Genomic DNA, 17,740 nt, shown 5'->3' with positions numbered 1-17,740 from the left:
GGGATGCCGGTCCGCGCGCCGGGGGGCGTGCTAGACCTGGTCAATGCGCGCTTGCCTTGGCACGAGGAGGCGGTGAGCATCTCCCTGCGGGGGCGCGATGCCGTGGCCCTGGCCATGGCGGTCGCGGCGCACGCCGCGATCCTCGCCGCGCCGACGCCGGAACGGCCTCTCGAGGGCCCTGCCGAGCCGTCCGCGCTCGTGGATGGCATCGATTTCGAGCTGGAACCACCGGCTCCCCAGGCCGCAACCGCGGCGCCGGCCGGGGGCGAGCCGGTCGCGAGCGAGCCGGAGGAGGCCGGCGAGATCGGCAAGGCCCCTCCGGCCGAGAAGGCGCGGGCGCCCGCGCCAGGCGCCGCAGCGGCCAAGAACGCCTCGGTGGATCGCGCGAGGCCTGCGCCGGCCTCTCCGGCCGCAGAGCCGAAGGCCGCACCTCCGGAGAGCGCGCCGCCCGCAGCCGAAGCCGCCGCCCGGCCTGCGGCCGAGGCCCGTGCGCCCGCCGCCGAGGCTCCCGGCGCCCCCGCGCCCACCGCCGAGGCCCCTGCGCCCGCCGCCCAGGCGCCGGCGGCCCCGGCGACGGCGCCGCCCGGCGACGAGTACGGCGGGGCACCTCCCGCTGCGGGCGGGGGCATCGCGCTCGCGCCAGGGCTCGGGACGCCCCTCTGGACCGTGCCCGGCGTGCTTCCCGGCCCGGACGCGCCGCGCGCCGCCCCGACGGCCGCCCCGCGCGCTCGCCCTGTGGATCCGGCGATCGCGGGCACGGTGCTGAACGAGACGCTGCACGGCAAGGACAAGAGCGTCGGGATCAGCGTCCCCGCCGCGGGCGCGGTGGCGAGCACCCTGGCGGACATGGTGCGCTCCTCGGCCGCGCCCCTCGACGCGCGGGCGACCTTCGAGGTCAAGCTCGGCGCCGACGGCCAGGTCCTCGGCGTCCGGCTGGTGAGCGCGTCGGCCGGAGACGGCCCCACGTGGGATCGCATCGTGGACGGGGCCAAGGGCGCGCTCGCGGGGAGCGCGCTGCAGATGGGGCCTGACCGGCAGCCGGTGACCGTGACGGTCAAGGTCCAGTCCAAGGTGCAGTATCCGTCCGGCAGCAAGAAGAAGCCCAAGCCTGAGCTCGTGTGCGCCGAGGAGGTGCTCGAGCAGCTCCAGCAGGCGATGGAGGACCCGAGTCGGCTCGGCCAGCTGCGCGGCCCGGGCGACGGGGCGCCGCCGGCGGGCGACATGGATGAAGAAGAGCGAAAGAGGAGGTTCTGCATCCCTGTCGGGCTCCGCGCCAAGGGCGATCTGTCCGATATCGGCGCGCACAGGCTCAACGTGGTCTCGGCGTCGTTCGCGGTGAAGCGCGAGGGCGAGCGCGCCCTGCCGCACGAGGACATCCTGCCGATCGACACGCGCGTCCCGTGGGCGCCCAAGGACCCGAACAAGACGAAGCTCCCGCCGCCCAAGAAGAAGAAGTGGAAGAAGAAGAAGGAGCCTTGAAGGCCCCGGCCTGCTCACGACCCTGACGGGCTGCAGAGAGCCCAGCCGAGCGAGCGCGAGCTCGATCGCGCCTCGCGCTTCGGCGAAGCGCTCGTCGTCGACCCCCTCGGGCGCCACGACCCAAGATCCAGCGACCCGCGGTCAAAAACGAGGTTCCTTACCCGCCTCCCTCCCGGGAAAGTGACGCTACGAGCGCCTGGGGTCGATCAGGTACTCGCGCTCGCGGTACTCGAAGTAGTCGAAATCGGCTGGGCGCGCGGTACCCGACATGTCCTGGCACGCCATGCCGACGAACGCACCGGTGAAGTTGGGAAGGCCGGGCGCGGAGGCCTCGTCCGAGAGGATGCTGGCGTCCAGGTGCTCGGGGAACCAGCTCCAGTCCGTACCGTCGAGGCTGTAGGCGAAGTAGAGCCGGTCGTGGTCGAGCTCGGCGCGCAGGTGCACGGGCGCGGTGCCCGGGATGGGGACGGGCGCGGTGAAGGCGTCCGCCATGACCCCATCCGGAATCGCCGACATGATCCGGATAGTGCGCCCGATCGTCTCATCGTGCGAGATGTGCAGGTAATGGAACTTGCTCGTGTTGTAGTAACAGATGAGCCCGGCCATCTGCTGATAACGCTCGGGCGCGAAGTCGACCGACGTGACCGCGGTGTAGCAGTGCGCCTGCTGGCGACGTGCGACGAGCGACTGGCGGAACAGGCTGCCGAGCGTCTCGCGGCCGTAGAGCCGGAGATGACCGGGACGTGCGGTGAGGCTGAACAGCTCGTCGGGGTAGGGCGAGCGCAGCCACTGGAAGTCGATCGGCAGCTGCGGTGAATCGAAGTCCTCGCGCGCGGCCGGGGCGGGGAAGGGATGCGCGGGCAGGCCGGGGGCTGGGACCTCGACGCGCGGGACATTTTCACCATCGGCCTTGCGAAGCCAGCCGTCGTCCGACCAGACCATCCTTTGGATCGCCGTCTCGCGGCCGAGCGTCGAGCGCCCGCGGTTCGGGATGGGACGGCTGCACAGGTGGACCATGTACACGTCGCCCGACGGCGTATCGCAAAGGTCAGCGTGGCCCGCGCGCTGCAGCGCGACGTCGGCGCGAGCGCGCGAGGTCAGGATGTACGTCTCGGGGTGCAGCTCGTACGGGCCGGTGAGGTCACGGGAGCGCGCCATGGTGACGGCGTGGCCCTGGTATGTGCCGCCCTCGGCGGTGATCAGATAGTAGTAGCCGCCGCGCTTGTAGATGTGCGGACCTTCGGTGTAGCCGATCGGCGTGCCTTTGAAGATGTTCGTGACAGGCCCGATGAGCTTGCGCTCGGCGTGCGAGTACTCCTGGAGCACGATGCCGGCAAAGCGATCGTGGCCGGGCCGGTGGTCCCACAGCATGTTGCTCAGGTACTTGCGGCCGTCGTCGTCGTGGAACAGCGACGGGTCGAAGCCGCTCGAGTTGAGATGAACGGGATCCGACCACTCGCCGTCGATGGTGGGGCTGGTCACCAGGTAGTTGTGGAAGTCGCGCATGGACGCGCCGGACGCGCCGCCGACGCTGGTCCGGCCGTAGCGCTTCACGTCGGTGTAGATCAACCAGAACAGGCCATCCGCATACGTCAGGCACGGCGCCCAGACGCCGCACGAATCGCCGTCGCCAAGCAGGTTCAACTGGCTCGCGCGGTTGAGCGGACGCGAGAGCAGACGCCAGTGCACGAGGTCGCGCGAGTGGTGGATCTGCACGCCGGGGTACCACTCGAAGGTCGATGTCGCGACGTAGTAGTCGTCGCCGACGCGGACGATGGACGGATCGGGGTTGAAGCCCGGCAGGATCGGATTGCGGATGACGGGTTCAGGCATGGATGAATGGCTCGCCGGCGATGGTCCAGGGGACGATCGCGCCGAGGATATCGAGGAACGGGGGGAAGGAAAAGTGAAACGATATGCTCCCGGCGGCGCTGGAGTGCACGATGAGCCGGGCGCCGCACGGGCATGCTTCGCTGCCGCGCCGCTCAGGGCAGCTCCAGCACGAACGTGGAGGGGCGCGCGACCAGCACGTCGCACGGCGCCGAGCGCATGACGGATTCGGCCACGCTGCCCAGGAGAGCGCGCGAGATCCCCGAGCGCCCGTGCGTGCCCATGATGATGAGATCGGCCTTCCACCGCCGGGCTTCGCGGACGATCGCGCGCCTCGCGTCGCCGCGCCGGACCGACGGCTCCCACGTCACGCCGAGCCCGTCGAACGAGTCGAGGAGGCGCCGTAGACCGGCGCGCGCGTCGTCATGGTATCGCGCCTTGTAGGCCGCGAACTCCAGCGAGGGGAGGGCGAGCGCCATCCTGTCCTCGAAGGGCACGCGATAGGCGTGGATCGCCCGGATGCGGCTCACCTCGGGGTCGATGACCTTCGTCGCGAGCACGGCGCTCCGAAGCGCGACGTCCGAGAGCTCGACGGCGAGCAGCGGTCGCCTGTAGGCGCTGGCGGGGGCTCGCTGCACGACGAGCACGGGAGTGTCCGCGTGACGGACCGTGAGCTCGGCCGTCGACCCGAGCAGGAGATCGAGGATCGAGCGCTCCCCGTGCCTGCCGAGGACGATCAGCTCCGCGCCGTGGCTGCGCGCATGACGGATGATCTCGACGAACCCTCTGCCGACGAGCACGCTCGGGACGACCTGCAGACCTGCGTTCCCCGCGCCCCGGGCGACATCGAGAGCGCGGGCCGCGATCTCGTCGAGCGAGCGACGCGCGGCCTGCTCCGCGCTGTCGCCCTCCGCGGGCGAGGCGGGCGCTGGCAGCACGTGAACGAGGTGCAAGGTGCTGCCCGCCGAGAGGGGGAGACACGCGGCGCGCTCGACCGCCGCGAGAGCACCCGGCGAGAAATCGGTTGCTGCAAGGACGTCGCCGAGGCGAGCGTCGCGGCGCGGTGTGCTCGTCGTCCGGCCGTCGCGCCGATGGGCCGGCCCCGCCTGGGCGGGCGAGCTCGGAGGCGTGGCGGGCGTGGCGTCGGTGCGGCGCATCGGCTCGCCGCGCAAACATAGCAAGCCGCGCGCCAAGCGTCGCGACCTGCCCTGCGAGGGCGCGCGTGCCGCCGAGGACCTGCGCGGCGCGGGAGATGCGCGCGCTACGTAAGGATTGCGCCCGAGGTGGCGCGGGACTCGCCATGTTCGTCGAGGTCACAATGTTCCTCACGACTTGCTGGTGGTCATCTCGGCGCGGACGATCTCCCGGGAGCCCACGGCGGGGCTTACGAGATCGAGGCGATCCAGCCGGCGATCGAGCTCAGCACGAAGCTCGGAGCTCAGGGCCCGCTGAGGTCGGCGGACGCCGGCTGCGGCCCACCGGTGCCCTGGCGAGCGGCTGACCTCGCGTGATCGCGAAGGAGGGGGCCACGAACCTGGACGGTTGGTGTCCATTGGCGCCGCGGGCCGACAGCGAGGATCGGTGCCGCCATCATGGCATACCGGAGTACGACGCCCCTCCAGCCTGGCGATAACGCCCGGGGAAATGCGGTCGGCTCCGTCCCACTCCGCCATCGAGGCATCCTTCGCGTTCACGCTTGACGCCTTGGAGCGTCCAGCCATCATGCTTCCCATGGCGCGCACAGCACCTGTCCCGAATATCCCCGCCATCCCCGGAATGAACCCGGGCGTCTTCATTCTCGGCGGCGGCGGTGGTGGCGGTGGCTCCAACGGCACCGGAGGCAACGGCGGTGCGGGCAGGCAAGGAGCGGGAGGCAGCAACGGCGGAAAGAGCGCGTCGGGCGGCGGCAAGGGAGCGCTCGATCCGCAGCGTTATCCGCTGTGCGGCACCAAGTCGCATCCCGTCGACGTCGCCACCGGCCGCGCCTTCACTCATCCGAGCGTGATCGGCGACGCGCGGCGTACCAGGGCAGGATCGCGCCTTATCCGAAGCACCGGAGGGCCCGGAGCTGCGAGGAGGCAGCTGCCCTGAGCGCTCGGGGTGGCCCTGCGCAGTACGATCCTTCCGTGAACGCCGACGCCCTGGAGCGAGAGGCCATTCGCCGAGGTACCGTGTCGCGAGGCAACCCCATGACGGAACATAATTTCCACACGCTGTGTCGATTCGACTCGCCGGTTGGATACGCCAACGGCGAGCCGACCCGCTGGCTGAGAGCGGAGTACGCATCTGGAAGTATCCACGGACACCCGCGGCCTCTGTCGGAGGTTCGCAAGTTCATCCCGGACGCCGAACCATGAGAGCCTTCCGGATCGCCCCCCTTCAGTCGTTGCGCATCCCGACCGGGTGGAGCATGGTAGTGAACAACCTGTGCGAGATCGACCCGTCGCAGATCCAGGCGCGTGACGATCCACAGTGGGAGTACCTCGAAGAGGATCTGCTCGCGTTGAGGCATGAGCCGCTCGGCGCCACCGTGGACGCAGGCTGGTATCCATCGATGGATCCCGACGGCTCTTTCAAAGCCGAGGTCTTGATCGGCGATGATTGGCAGTCACCATTCTCGGCGCTGGAGACGCGTAGCCTCTCGGAGCTCACCGCCTGGATCGAGGCGCGGCTTCAGGATACACGCGCGATCGAAGCGGAGGTGGCTCGCAGGCGCAAGCTTCAATCAAAAGGTGGTTCGCGGCAATAGCAACGCCATCCATCTCGATTGAACCGCCTGCTGTTCAACCTACGCTGGAGCCACGTCCACCGATAAACGGGTGCCGCCCGTTGATGTTGAAGACAGGCAACAAGCTCCGGTACTCGTTGGCAAAGCCGGAGTCGCCCGAAGCGGAGTAGTGCTCGATCGCGCCCCGGAGCGAGCTCGGGACCATGGCATTGTAGAGGGTCATTCCAATCAGCGTGGGGATCATCCACGCTTTACCGTTCAGCGTCCAGAAGACGCAGGCAAGGCAGGATAAAACCATTCCCGCGATCAAGCGAGAGCGCCGGGCATGGCCCCTGTCCTGGAGAGCATCGCGCAGATAACGCAGGTGTTGAGGCACCTTGAGGTCGCGGAGGAAGCGCGCGAGCGCGCGTGGCTCCGCGCTACCGGGCGCTCCGGCGCTTACCAGGGGCGTGTCCCGTTGGGCTCAGCGGTTACCGCTCGACTGTACGCGCCGCCAGACTGGGCTCGTCCAAAGCGCTGCGGCGAACATGGCACGCATCGCCTGCATGGCCTGCGCGTCCGACGAGCTGATCTCGTGCTCTATCACGGACGACCACAGGTCTGATCGCGCTGAGTTGCTTTCACCAGGTGATCAACGGGGAACGATGCACCCAGGTGTCGTCGCGCACTTGGTCCAAGACGAAGCTCGCAACATGTGCTCGCGATATGGTTCCGCCGTGGAAGCTGGAGAGATCCGTGAGCGCGCGGATTGTGTCGCGGCTGGGCTTGTCGTTGAGGACGGAGGGGCGAACGAGAATCCAGTCGAGCCCGCTGTCTCTGACGATGGTCTCCTGCCGGTTCTTGTCGGCGTACACCTTGCGCAAGAGAAGAGGGAAAATCACGTTGTCGAAGAGAAAGCCTCCGTGCCCCGCACTGTCCCCGGCGCCAATCCCCGTGATGCAGACCAGACGTGAAACTTGCTCGATCTTCATTGCGCTCACGAGAGCGCGCGTCGCGGACGAGAGAAGGGTCACCTCGCGGAATGGGCTAGCGGGTGTGCCGAGCGCGCTGACCACGGCGTCCCGGCCTTTGAGCGCTTGGCGCAGGATCCTCTCGTCGCGAGCGTCTCCGACGACGAGCTTCACCCCCTTGAGGTCACTCGCCTTCTCGGCAGAACGCACGAGCACGGTGACATCGTACCCTCGCGCCGCCGCCTGGCTGACGATCAGGCGGCCGGTGGCGCCGGTCGCTCCAAGGACCAGTATCTTCGGCTGGACAGTCCGGATGTCGTCGGTTACGGAATCTTGCATGGTAGCTATCTCGGAAAGCGGGACGCCTCCTGAGAGGCAGTCCCGTCGTTTATGTCCCTCGAGGTGATCAGAGCCGGCCCTCCGCGAGCAGCTCCCGGGTGCGCTTCAGCGTTGACAGCAAGGCGCTCTTGTAGCCCTTATCACTGTTCATCCACTCCTGCTCGGCCTGCTCCTCGGGGCCGTTCGGCTCTTTGCCGCGCAGGCCGAGGTAGCAGTAGAAGCGGAGCTGGAGCGTGCCGTCGGCGTCCTCGAACAGCTCGTTGATGATCGCGCCCTCGCGGGGACCGGTGGCCTGGAAGAAAGTGACCTTGCTCTGCGGCTCGAACATGATGATCTCGCGCAGGTCGTCGCCTGCGATCGTGGCTATACGCACGATGTGAGATCCGCTCTCCTCGACGACGTCGCAGCGGGTGCAGAGCCCGGGCGGGAGGAACAGGCGAGCGTCGCGGGCCTTGAGGACCAGGCCATCCCATGCCTGCGCGCGGGTCAGCTCGGTCTCGCCTTCCGGGTTCACCGGGACGATGGCGGTCGAATAGATCATGATGATGTTCCTTGTCGTGAGTGTCGAGTATCGCTCGGCTCCGGCTTGGGCCAAAAGACACCCTGTACTTAGTGATTTACATCCGTGCCAATAGACGTTAACTTGGGACAGACCGTCTCACTGGTGGAACGCATGGATCTGCTTGCTCTCGCTGACTTCAGCCTCGTCGCCCGACACGGAGGCTTCGGACGAGCCGCACGCGCCGCGGGGCGCCCGAAAGCCACCCTGTCGCGCCGGGTCGCGGAGCTGGAGGCCGCCCTCGACCTGCGTCTCTTCGAGCGCGGGGGGCGCACACTGAAGCTCACCGAGGAAGGACGGGCGCTCTTCGAGCGAACGGGGGCATTGCTTACCGAACTCGACGAGGCTGCGGCAGCGATCGCCTCGGGCGGGGACCGGCCGCGAGGCAAGTTACGAATCAGCGCGCCTTTGCTCTTCTCGCAGACCGCGATGGGCAAGCTTGCGGCCGGGTTTGCGCTGAGATATCCGGAGGTCCGGCTCGAGGTCACGACGGAAGATCGGACCGTCGACATGGTAGAGGAAAGTTATGACCTGGTAATCCGGGTCAATCCGGATCCGGATGAAAGCCTTGTCGGACGAGTCTTGCTGCGCGATCGGCTGGTAGTCGTCGCGAGCCCGGGCCTCGCTCGACCGACGGACAATCTCGCTGTTCCGGCTGTAGTGCGGGGGGCAGGCGATCGGACTGCGGCCTGGGATATCACGGCGCCAACTGGAAGATCACGCATCATGGTTGATCCAGTCCTGCGCCTATCGTCGCTCATCATGGTCCGCGATGCTGTCCGAGCGGGCGTCGGCGCCGGACGCCTGCCAATTTCACTTGTAAGTCACGATCTGGCCGCTGGAACTCTGGTGCATTGGGGCGATGTGGACGGCCCAGACATCGCCCTGTGGACGCTCTATCCGTCCCGGCGGCTGCTGAGCGCTCGTGTATCCGCCTTCCTCGACTATTTGAAGGAAGCCTTTCCTATGGGAAAGCCTGACGAGCTGGCGGCCTATATGGGGGCATAAGGCGGCTAACCCCGCCGACCTCTACGCTACGGCGCTTACTTCCACGACGATCCGCGGCAGCGCCTTGCGCTACGGCGGGCCTTTCAGAGGGCTGCAACTCTTTGCCGGGGCAGAACGGGGCGGCGCGCTTCAGAGACCACGTTCCCCCACCTCGCCTCCGCCCGTCCAGAGCCCCCTCCCCTCCCCGAGCCGGTCCTCCCGCCCTTCACCCTGGACACGGCGTCTGCGCCCCCGCCGCGTGCACCGCGGCGCGCCTCCCCGGCTCGAAGCGGATGGGCAAGCGCGCCGGACCGTGCACGATGATCGCCTTGCGCGGCTCCCACGGCTCGTCGCTCGCGAGCCGGAGGCCCTTCAACCGGCAGAGGAGATCCGGCAGCGCGATCCGCGCCTCCAGGCGCGCCAGCGCCGCCCCGATGCAGAAATGGATGCCGTGCCCGAACGCGACGTGCGGGTTGGGATCGCGCCCGATGTCGAAGCGGCCAGGGTCGTGAAATTGCAGCGGATCCCGGTTCGCAGAGCCGATCACGGGCAACACCAGCTTTCCGGCCGGGATCACCTGGCCGTGCACCTCGACGGCGCGCCTCGTCTCGCGGAACACCATCTGCAGCGGCGAGCGGTGGCGCAGCACCTCCTCGATCGCCGAGGGCAAGAGCTCGGGCGCCGCCCGGAGGCGGAAGAGCTCCGCCGGGCTCCCGATGAAGCACAGGATCGCGTTGTCGATCAGGTTCGTCGTCGTCTCGGTGCCCGCCGCGAGCAGGAACTGGAAGAAGTTCAGGATGTCTCCCTCGGTCAGCCGCTCGCCGTCCACCTCGGCCTCGACGAGCCGGGTCAAGAGATCCTCCGCCGGCGCCCTCCGGCGCGCCTCGATCAGGTCGGCGAGATACGCCTTCATCTCCTCCTTCACCACGGCGTGCTCGCTCACGGCCCTCGCCGCCTCCTCGCCGCCCGAGATCGCGTGGCTGAGGTTCGCTATCACCTCGCTCCAGCGCAGCAGCCGCGCCCGGTCCTCGAAGGGAATGCCGATCATCTCCGCGATCACCATCGTGGGCAGCGGCCCCGCGTAGTCCGCCGCGAGGTCCATCTCCCCGCGCTCGATCCACGGATCCAGGAGCTCGCGCGACAGCTCCCGGATGCGCGGCTCCAGGCCCGCGATCGAGCGCGGCGTGAACGCCCGCAGGACGATGGATCGAAGCTTCGTGTGGCGCGGCGGGTCCGAGAAGACGATCCAGTCCGGCGCCTTGCCCGTGGGAGGCGTCACCGCGGAGCTGAACGCGTCATGATCGGTCAGCGCCCGCTTCACCCCGTCGTAATCGAAGATCATCCAGAGATCGAGCGGAGCGACGTGGAACACGGGAGAGCCGGTCCGCAGCTGATCGTAGAGGGGATAAGGATCCCGCCGCATCTCGTCCGGAAAAAGGTTCATCGTCGAAACCTCCGTCGTCTGGAGTCGCCGGTGGCAGCAGCCCTTCGGGAGACGATGGTAATCGATGCAACCACCAGATGGAGCGCTGGAACGCGCCTCCCGAACGGAATGCCCCAGTCGACACGACCCGGACGGACGCGCCGCGCGATCGCCTTGCGCCGCGCGCCGCCGGCGGCCCCTGACGAGCCCGCGGCTCCCGACGTAGCGAGTCCCGGGAGGCGCCCGACACGGGTCCTTTCGCGGTCGCGGGAACCGGTCGGGGCCCGGCGCCCGTACCCAGGCCGAGACCTCGACGCGCCGGCGCCGCTCGGTAGCGCAATGCCCGCGTTCCCAGGGCTCGAAAGGACATGGACCATGCGTATCGCCTCCTCGTTTGCCGTCGTCGCCCTCGGAGCTTCCTTTGCCCTCGCCGGCTGCATCGCCGACACGTCCGATCCCGAGCCGCTCGACGGAGAGGGCTCCGCGCAGGAGGACGTGGGCGAGGCCGCTGCCGCGCTCGGCAGCTGCTACGGCGCGTCATGCACGGAGCAGGACCCTGGCGCGACCGGGTGCGAGGCCGACGCGGTCACGCGGGCGTCGAGCGACATCCTGTCGGGCACCACCGCGATCGGCAAGATCGTGATCCGGTACTCGCCGAGCTGCAACGCGGCATGGGCAAGGACCGTCGTGACGAGCGGCAGCTCGTATCTCCGGGCAGAGATCACGAGGAGCTCGCCCTACGCGACGAGCCAGGCCGAGTCGACCTCACCCACCGACGCGCTGCGCTCGGCCATGCTGGCCGTCACGCCAGGCTCCAGGTTCACCGCCATTGGCAAGATCGGCTCGAATCCTGGCATTTTTCAATTCAGCGGCACCGTCCGCACGAACTTTTGACCCCGCGGTGAAGCCGGGCCTCCGGCGGCGCAGCGCCGGGGCCGCGAGCGCCGCAGAGCCCGCCAACCGGGCGCGCCGGCGCGCCCCCCGCTCGATCGCGGTCGATACCGCCGCACCGGGGCCGCAGTGCTGATGTCTGTAGGCCTCAATCGACCCGCCGCAGAGCCGGCTTGAGGCGCCAGATCCCCGACAAACCACCGGCCCCGCGCGACGGCGAGGCGTGCACACGCCTTGCATAGGCCGCGCTGCGAAGGCCGGCTCGCTGGAGAGCCGCCCTGTCGAGGCCGATCCGAATTCGGACGGCCGCCCAGCGAAAAGTCCACCCGTAGCGTCCTGCGAAGCCTATAAGACGGCCCGGGATTTCGAGGCTGCTCGCGATCTTCCTCGTCGAGCATGCGGCGTTTCCCCCAACTTGCCTGCGCGCCGGAGCAGTCGACGGCCGCTCGCCCAAAGCACCCAAGGTGATCCTGCGAATGAGAGCCCCCTTGCCCCCTCGATGGATCTGCGGCGCCGCCGCGCTAGCCGCGGCGGCGTGGGCCGCGCCAGCGTCCGCTCAGGAAGCGGGACCGGCGCGCGGCCTCGCCCTCAACCGCTTCAGCCCCGCGCCCGCCGGCGACCGGATGTTCGGCGTGCCGTCGCCGTACGCAGCCTCGCCGAACCAGGACGGCAGCGCGACGCTGCACGTGATGCTGCTCGGTGACTACGCGCACAACCCGCTCGTGCTCACGCGGCAGGGCAGCGACGAGAACCTCGGCGCGATCGTCGGCCACCAGCTGTTCCTGCACCTGAACTCCTCGCTCACGCTCTGGGACCGGCTGCACGTCAACGTCGACCTGCCCCTCGCCGTGCTGCAGCAGGGCGACAGCCCCGCGGCCGAGGGCCTCTCGTTCAGGTCGCCGAGCGACGTGCAGCTCGGCGATCTCCGGGTCGGGCTGCGCCTGCGCCTCCTCGGCGATTACTTCGACCCGTTCCAGCTCGCCGTCGGCGGCTTCGTGTGGGTGCCGACCGGCGACCGCGACGGCTCGTTCGTGGGCGAGGAGTCGGTCCGCGGCCTGCCTCAGATCCTGGCCGGCGGCCGGATCCCGGGCTTCGTCTGGTCGGCCGCGGCCGGCGTCGATCTGCGCCCCGCGCAGACGTTCGCGCAGGTGCGGCAAGGCCTGATGTTCAACGGCGGCGCGGGCGTCGGCCTGCTGCTGGGCTCGGAAGAGCAGCTCCAGATCGGCCCCGAGGCGACCGTGTCGACGGTGCTGGAGGACCCGGAGGCCCGCAACACGAACGTCGAGGCGCTGCTCGGCCTGCGCTACCGCTTCGCGCCCACGCTCCGCGATTTCGAGCTCGGCGTCGCCGCCGGCCCCGGCTTCACCTCGGGCATCGGCACCCCGGATTTCCGCGCCGTCGCGATGCTCGCGTACTCGCCCGAGGTCCGGCGCGCGGACCCGGACCGCGACAAGGACGGCATCGTCAACGAGAAGGACGCCTGCCCGGACGTGCCCGGCGTCGGCGACCCGGATCCGAAGAAGAACGGCTGCCCGCCCTCGGATCGCGACGAGGACGGCATCCTCGATCGCGTCGACGCGTGCCCGGACAAGCCCGGCGTCGCGAACGACGACCCGAAGAAGCACGGCTGCCCGCCGCCAGGGGACCGCGACAAGGACGGCATCACGGACGACGTCGACGCGTGCCCGGACGAGGCAGGCCCGGCGAACGAGGATCCGAAGAAGCACGGCTGCCCGCCGCCGCCCGACAGGGACGGCGACGGCGTGATCGACGCGGAGGACGCCTGCCCCGACATCCCCGGTATCCGCACCTCGGATCCGGCGACGAACGGCTGCCCCGGCGACCGCGACGGCGACACGGTGCGCGACGATCAGGACGCCTGCCCCGATATCAAGGGCAAGCCCGATCCGGATCCTTCGAAGAACGGCTGCCCCGTCGCTGTGCGCATGACCGAGACCGAGATCGTCATTCTCCAGCAGGTGCAGTTCGACACCGGCAAGGCGACCATCAAGAAGGTGAGCGATCCGCTCCTCGATGAGGTCGCGGGTGTGCTGAAGGAGCACCCGGAGATCGCCAAGATCGAGGTGCAAGGACACACAGACCCGCGCGGCGGACGCGCGTACAATATCAAGCTCAGCCAGGCGAGGGCCGAGTCGGTCATGAAGGCGCTGGTCCAGCGCGGCGTCGAGGCCGAGCGGCTGGCGTCGAAGGGCTACGGGCCCGACGTCCCGATCGCGGACAACGACACCGACGAGGGACGCCAGAAGAACCGCCGCGTGCAGTTCAAGATCCTCGAGAAGAAGCCGAAGCAGCAGCAGGAGGCGCCGTGAAGAGACGTTGGGTCATAAGTAGTCTTGTCGGGATCGCCTGCGTGGGCGGGCAGGGCGGCGCCGCGCACGCCGAGCCCCATCTGCGCAAGCAGGTCGACCAGCGGGGCGACTTCATTCTGATCGGGAACACGCTGGGCCACGAGTGCGGCAGGGACGACATCGACTCGCCCATTGTGGGCGACATCGGTGCCTGCGGCAGCAACATCGGCGACAGCGCGCCCGACACATACTGGCGCGCCGACTCGCCCGCAGAGGGCCAGGCGGAGGCGAGCACCACCATCACCGCCGCGCAGGCGCGCACCACCGCCGTGCTCCAGGTGCCGGCCGGCGCGACGGTCACGCACGCGTACCTCTACTGGGGCGCGCACCTCGGGACCACCGGGACCGCGGACGAGGCCGTCACGCTGGAGCGGCCCGGCTCGGGCGGCTTCTCCGAGGCGGTGACCGCCATCGACAGCGTCGAGACGATCAGCTCGATGCGTGTCTACTACCAGTCGGTCGCGGACATCACCGCCGTCGTGCAGGCCCACGGGTCCGGCGCGTACCGGGTGAGCGGCGTCAACAGCGCGACCTTCACGAACAACAACTTCGACAACCACTTCGCCGGGTGGTGGCTGGTCGTGTTCTACGAGCTCGCCTCCGAGCCGCCGCGCAACCTCGCGCTCTTCGACGGCCTCGACACGGTGGCCAGCGGGTCGACCCAGAACGCCACCCTGGACGGGTTCCTGGTGCCGAACGCGGGCTACGACGCGAAGATCGGCATGGTCGCGTTCGAGGGCGACGTGGCCCACGAGGGGGACCAGTTCCTCTTCAACGGGACCGCGCTCGGCAACGATCTGAACCCGGTCAACAACTTCTTCAACGGCACGCGCTCCTACTTCAACGCGCCGGTGTCGAACGTCGGAGATCTGCCGCAGCTCGCCGGGACCGCGGGGACCATGGCGGGCATGGATATCGACGTCTTCGATATCACCTCGCTGGTGACCCCGAGGCAGACCTCGGCGCCCATCCGGGCGTCGAGCAGCATGGATCTGTACTTCCTCGCCGGGTTCATCACGTCGATCTCGACCTTCAAGCCGGACTTCACGTCCTCCTCGAAGTCGGCCGTCGACGTGAACGGCGGGCTGCTGCTCCCGGGCGACCAGCTCCAGTACACGATCGAGGTCGTCAACAGCGGCAACGACGCGTCGAGGGGCACCGTGCTCACCGATCCGCTGCCCGCGGGCGTCACCTACGTGCCTGGCTCGCTCTCCATCGTGGCGGGCGCCAACATGGGCGCGAAGACGGACGCGGCCGGCGACGACCAGGGCGAGTACGACGCCGGGACGCGCACGGTCCGCGTGCGGCTCGGCACGGGCGCGAACGGGACGGCGGGGGGGTCGATCCCCGCCGGGATGTCGTCGCGGGTGACCTTCCGGGTGACGGTCGACGCCAGCGCCTCGGGGGTCATCGCCAACCAGGCGATCGTCCGCGCCGCCGGGCAGCAGGGCGCGCCCGAAGAGGACACGCCGACCGACGGCAACGGCCCGACCGACGGCGTGCCTCCGACCGAGGTCGTCATCGACGCGTGCGAGACCGACGCGCAGTGCGCCGCGCCGACGCCTCACTGCGACACGGCGGCGGCGCCCAACGAGTGCGTGGAGTGCCTCACGGACGCGCACTGCGGGCCGCTCTCGCCGACGTGCGACCCCGACACGCACGCCTGCGAGTGCGTGCCCACGGGCGCCGAGGTCTGCGGCGATTCGATCGACAACGACTGCGACGGCGTGTTCAACAACGGCTGCGACTCGGACAACGACGGGATCGACGATCCCGACGAGCTCGAGGCCGGCACCGACCCGAACGACGCGGACAGCGACGACGACGGCGTGATCGACGGCGATGAGCCCGACTTCGACGAGGACTCCGACGAGGACGGCCTCATCAACGCGCTCGACCCCGACAGCGACAACGACGGGCTCTACGACGGCACCGAGCTCGGCCTGCCCTGCGACAACGCCGCCACCAACGCCGCCGCGGGCCATTGCCGCGCCGACGGGGACGCCGGCGCGACCAAGACCGATCCGCTCGACGCCGACACGGACGACGGCGGCGTGCCCGACGGCCAGGAGGACTTCGATCTCGACGGCGTCGTCGACGCGGGCGAGACCGATCCGAACGTGCGCGCCGACGACGTGCCGCCGAAGGACACCGACGGCGACGGGCTGAGCGACGATTTCGAGGAGACGATCGGGAGCGATCCGAACGACGCCGACACCGACGACGACGGCGCGCTCGACGGCCAGGAGCCGAACCCCGCCGACGACACCGACGGCGACGGGCTGATCAACGTGCGCGACGTCGACAGCGACAACGACGGGCTCTTCGACGGCACCGAGCTCGGCCTGCCCTGCGACAACGAGGACACCGACGCCGCCGCGGGCCACTGCCGCGCCGACGCGGACGAGGGCGCGACCAAGACCTCGCCGGTCGATCCCGACACGGACGACGGCGGCGTGCCCGACGGCCAGGAGGACATCGACCTCGACGGCGAGATCGACGCGGGCGAGACCGATCCGAACAACGGCGCCGACGACGGGACGCCGAAGGACACCGACGGCGACGGGCTGATCGACGTGGTCGAGGAGCAGAACGGCACCGACCCGAACGACGCCGACAGCGACGACGACGGCGTGATCGACGGCGATGAGCCGAACTTCAGCGACGATCACGACGGCGACGGCCTCATCAACGCGCTCGACCCGGACAGCGACGGCGACGGCCTGTTCGACGGCACCGAGCTCGGCCTGCCCTGCGACAACGCCGCCACCGACGCTGCCGCGGGCAACTGCATCGCGGACGCCGACCCCACGACGACGACGCACCCGCTCGACTCGGACACGGACGACGGCGGCATCTCCGACGGCGCGGAGGACGCGGATCACGACGGCGCCATCGACGAGGGCGAGACCGATCCCAACAACGGCGACGACGACGCGGTGGACGAGGATCGCGACGGCGACGGGCTGCCCGACGCGGAGGAGGAGGCGATCGGGAGCGATCCGGACGACGCCGACACCGACGACGACGGCGTGCCCGACGGCCAGGAGCCGAAGCCCGGCGAGGACACCGACGGCGACGGGCTGATCAACGTGCGCGACGTCGACAGCGACAACGACGGGCTGTTCGACGGCACCGAGCTCGGCCTGCCCTGCGATCACGAGGGCACCGACGCTGCGGCGGGCCACTGCCGACCCGACGGGGACGCTGGCGCGACCAAGACCGACCCGCTCGACGCCGACACCGACGACGGCGGCGTGCCGGACGGCCAGGAGGACACCAACCTGAACGGCGTCGTCGACGCGGGCGAGACCGATCCCAACATCGGTGAGGACGACGGGACGCCGGTGGACAGCGACGGCGACGGGCTGGTCGACTCGCTCGAGGAGGAGATCGGCACCGACCCGAACGACGCCGACAGCGACGACGACGGCGTGATCGACGGCAACGAGCCGAACTTCAGCGACGACCACGACGGCGATGGCCTCATCAACGCGCTCGACCCCGACAGCGACGACGACGGGCTGTTCGACGGCACCGAGCTCGGCCTGCCCTGCGACAACGCCGCCACCGACGCTGCCGCGAAGACCTGCATCCCGGACGCCGATCCCACGACGAAGACGAACCCGCTCGATCCGGACACGGACGACGGCGGCGTGGCCGACGGCGTGGAGGACGCGAACCACAACGGCGCCATCGACGCGGGCGAGACCGATCCCAACAACGGCGACGACGATCAGACGCCCCCGGCGTGCCGGCAGGACAGCGATTGCGGCGGCGCGACGAGCGGGATGATCTGCGAGCAGGGGACCTGCGTGGAGGGTTGCCGCGGCGCCGAGGGCAACGGCTGCCCGTCCGGCGAGGTGTGCAGCTCGACCAACAGCACGGCGGGCACCTGCGAGCCCGAGAGCGAGAACGACCCGAGCGGCATCTTCGCCGAGGGCAACGGCTTCTGCGCCGCGCGGCCCACGCCCGCGGGCAGCACCCGCGGCGCCGCCGCGCTCCTGCCCATGCTCGCCGCCCTCGCCGGCCTCGCCCTGCGCCGGCGCCGCGCGGGCCGCTGACCGCCGGATAGAGAGAGGCCCACGGCCGCGCGCCGCCCCGCCCACCTGGCGGGCGGCGACCTCCCCAGCGGCCGCGGGCGCCTCTCGCCGCGAGCGCCCTCAGGGGCGCCGAGATCCCCCA

The 17,740-nt window shown here is 69.7% G+C and carries 13 protein-coding genes; 7 read left to right on the top strand and 6 right to left on the bottom strand.

The annotated features are described in order from the left end of the window. Positions 1–72 precede the first annotated feature (72 nt). Positions 73–1,479 carry a hypothetical protein gene (locus POL72_RS20625; protein ID WP_272097190.1) on the top strand — a complete coding sequence of 469 codons (1,407 nt, stop codon included), beginning with the start codon at positions 73–75 and terminating at the stop codon, positions 1,477–1,479. A gap of 186 nt (positions 1,480–1,665) precedes the next feature. Here the strand turns inward: POL72_RS20625 and POL72_RS20620 are convergent, their stop codons facing one another. Both POL72_RS20620 and POL72_RS20615 read right to left on the bottom strand, forming a co-directional pair. Further along, positions 1,666–3,312: a glycoside hydrolase family 43 protein gene (locus POL72_RS20620; RefSeq protein WP_272097189.1), complete on the bottom strand. Its 1,647-nt coding sequence runs from the start codon at positions 3,310–3,312 to the stop codon at positions 1,666–1,668. Between the two features lie 152 nt (positions 3,313–3,464). After that, a complete protein-coding gene (locus POL72_RS20615) occupies positions 3,465–4,466 on the bottom strand; it encodes a universal stress protein (protein WP_272097188.1) in 1,002 nt (333 codons plus the stop codon). Between the two features lie 565 nt (positions 4,467–5,031). Between POL72_RS20615 and POL72_RS20610 the strand changes: the two genes are divergently transcribed. Both POL72_RS20610 and POL72_RS20605 read left to right on the top strand, forming a co-directional pair. After that, entirely contained in the window at positions 5,032–5,400 is a 369-nt protein-coding gene (locus POL72_RS20610) for a hypothetical protein (protein ID WP_272097187.1), read from the top strand. A 325-nt stretch (positions 5,401–5,725) separates the two neighbouring features. Continuing rightward, the gene (locus POL72_RS20605; RefSeq protein ID WP_272097186.1) at positions 5,726–6,058 is read left to right on the top strand and encodes a hypothetical protein; all 333 of its coding nucleotides are present in this window, start codon (positions 5,726–5,728) and stop codon (positions 6,056–6,058) included. 34 nt (positions 6,059–6,092) lie between these two features. Here POL72_RS20605 and POL72_RS20600 read toward each other — a convergent pair whose 3' ends face one another. The 3 genes from POL72_RS20600 to POL72_RS20590 form a co-directional block, all read right to left on the bottom strand. Then, the gene (locus POL72_RS20600; RefSeq protein ID WP_272097185.1) at positions 6,093–6,260 is read right to left on the bottom strand and encodes a hypothetical protein; all 168 of its coding nucleotides are present in this window, start codon (positions 6,258–6,260) and stop codon (positions 6,093–6,095) included. A 397-nt stretch (positions 6,261–6,657) separates the two neighbouring features. After that, complete coding sequence (locus POL72_RS20595; protein WP_272097184.1) at positions 6,658–7,326, bottom strand: NAD(P)-dependent oxidoreductase; 669 nt, start codon at positions 7,324–7,326, stop codon at positions 6,658–6,660. A gap of 67 nt (positions 7,327–7,393) precedes the next feature. Further along, positions 7,394–7,867 (bottom strand): AtaL-like protein, encoded by a 474-nt coding sequence (locus tag POL72_RS20590; RefSeq protein WP_272097183.1) that lies wholly within the window; start codon positions 7,865–7,867, stop codon positions 7,394–7,396. A 132-nt stretch (positions 7,868–7,999) separates the two neighbouring features. On the opposite strand from POL72_RS20590, the gene POL72_RS20585 reads away from it, so the two are divergent. Continuing rightward, positions 8,000–8,893: a LysR family transcriptional regulator gene (locus POL72_RS20585; RefSeq protein ID WP_272097182.1), complete on the top strand. Its 894-nt coding sequence runs from the start codon at positions 8,000–8,002 to the stop codon at positions 8,891–8,893. A gap of 205 nt (positions 8,894–9,098) precedes the next feature. On the opposite strand, the gene POL72_RS20580 is transcribed toward POL72_RS20585, so the two are convergent. After that, positions 9,099–10,316: a cytochrome P450 gene (locus tag POL72_RS20580; RefSeq protein WP_272097181.1), complete on the bottom strand. Its 1,218-nt coding sequence runs from the start codon at positions 10,314–10,316 to the stop codon at positions 9,099–9,101. Between the two features lie 354 nt (positions 10,317–10,670). Here POL72_RS20580 and POL72_RS20575 point away from each other — a divergent pair, with 354 nt between their 5' ends. The 3 genes from POL72_RS20575 to POL72_RS20565 all read left to right on the top strand — a co-directional run bounded on the left by POL72_RS20575 (position 10,671) and on the right by POL72_RS20565 (position 17,619). After that, complete coding sequence (locus POL72_RS20575; RefSeq protein ID WP_272097180.1) at positions 10,671–11,189, top strand: DUF2690 domain-containing protein; 519 nt, start codon at positions 10,671–10,673, stop codon at positions 11,187–11,189. 473 nt (positions 11,190–11,662) lie between these two features. Then, entirely contained in the window at positions 11,663–13,516 is a 1,854-nt protein-coding gene (locus POL72_RS20570) for an OmpA family protein (protein ID WP_272097179.1), read from the top strand. Continuing rightward, positions 13,513–17,619 (top strand): DUF3344 domain-containing protein, encoded by a 4,107-nt coding sequence (locus POL72_RS20565; RefSeq protein WP_272097178.1) that lies wholly within the window; start codon positions 13,513–13,515, stop codon positions 17,617–17,619. The genes POL72_RS20570 and POL72_RS20565 overlap by 4 nt, the downstream gene beginning before the upstream one ends. Positions 17,620–17,740: the final 121 nt, after the last annotated feature.

Source organism: Sorangium aterium (genome assembly GCF_028368935.1).
GTDB lineage: Bacteria > Myxococcota_A > Polyangia > Polyangiales > Polyangiaceae > Sorangium > Sorangium atrum.
Note: the sequence above shows the minus strand (reverse complement) of the source record. Positions and strands in the feature narration are given on the sequence as shown.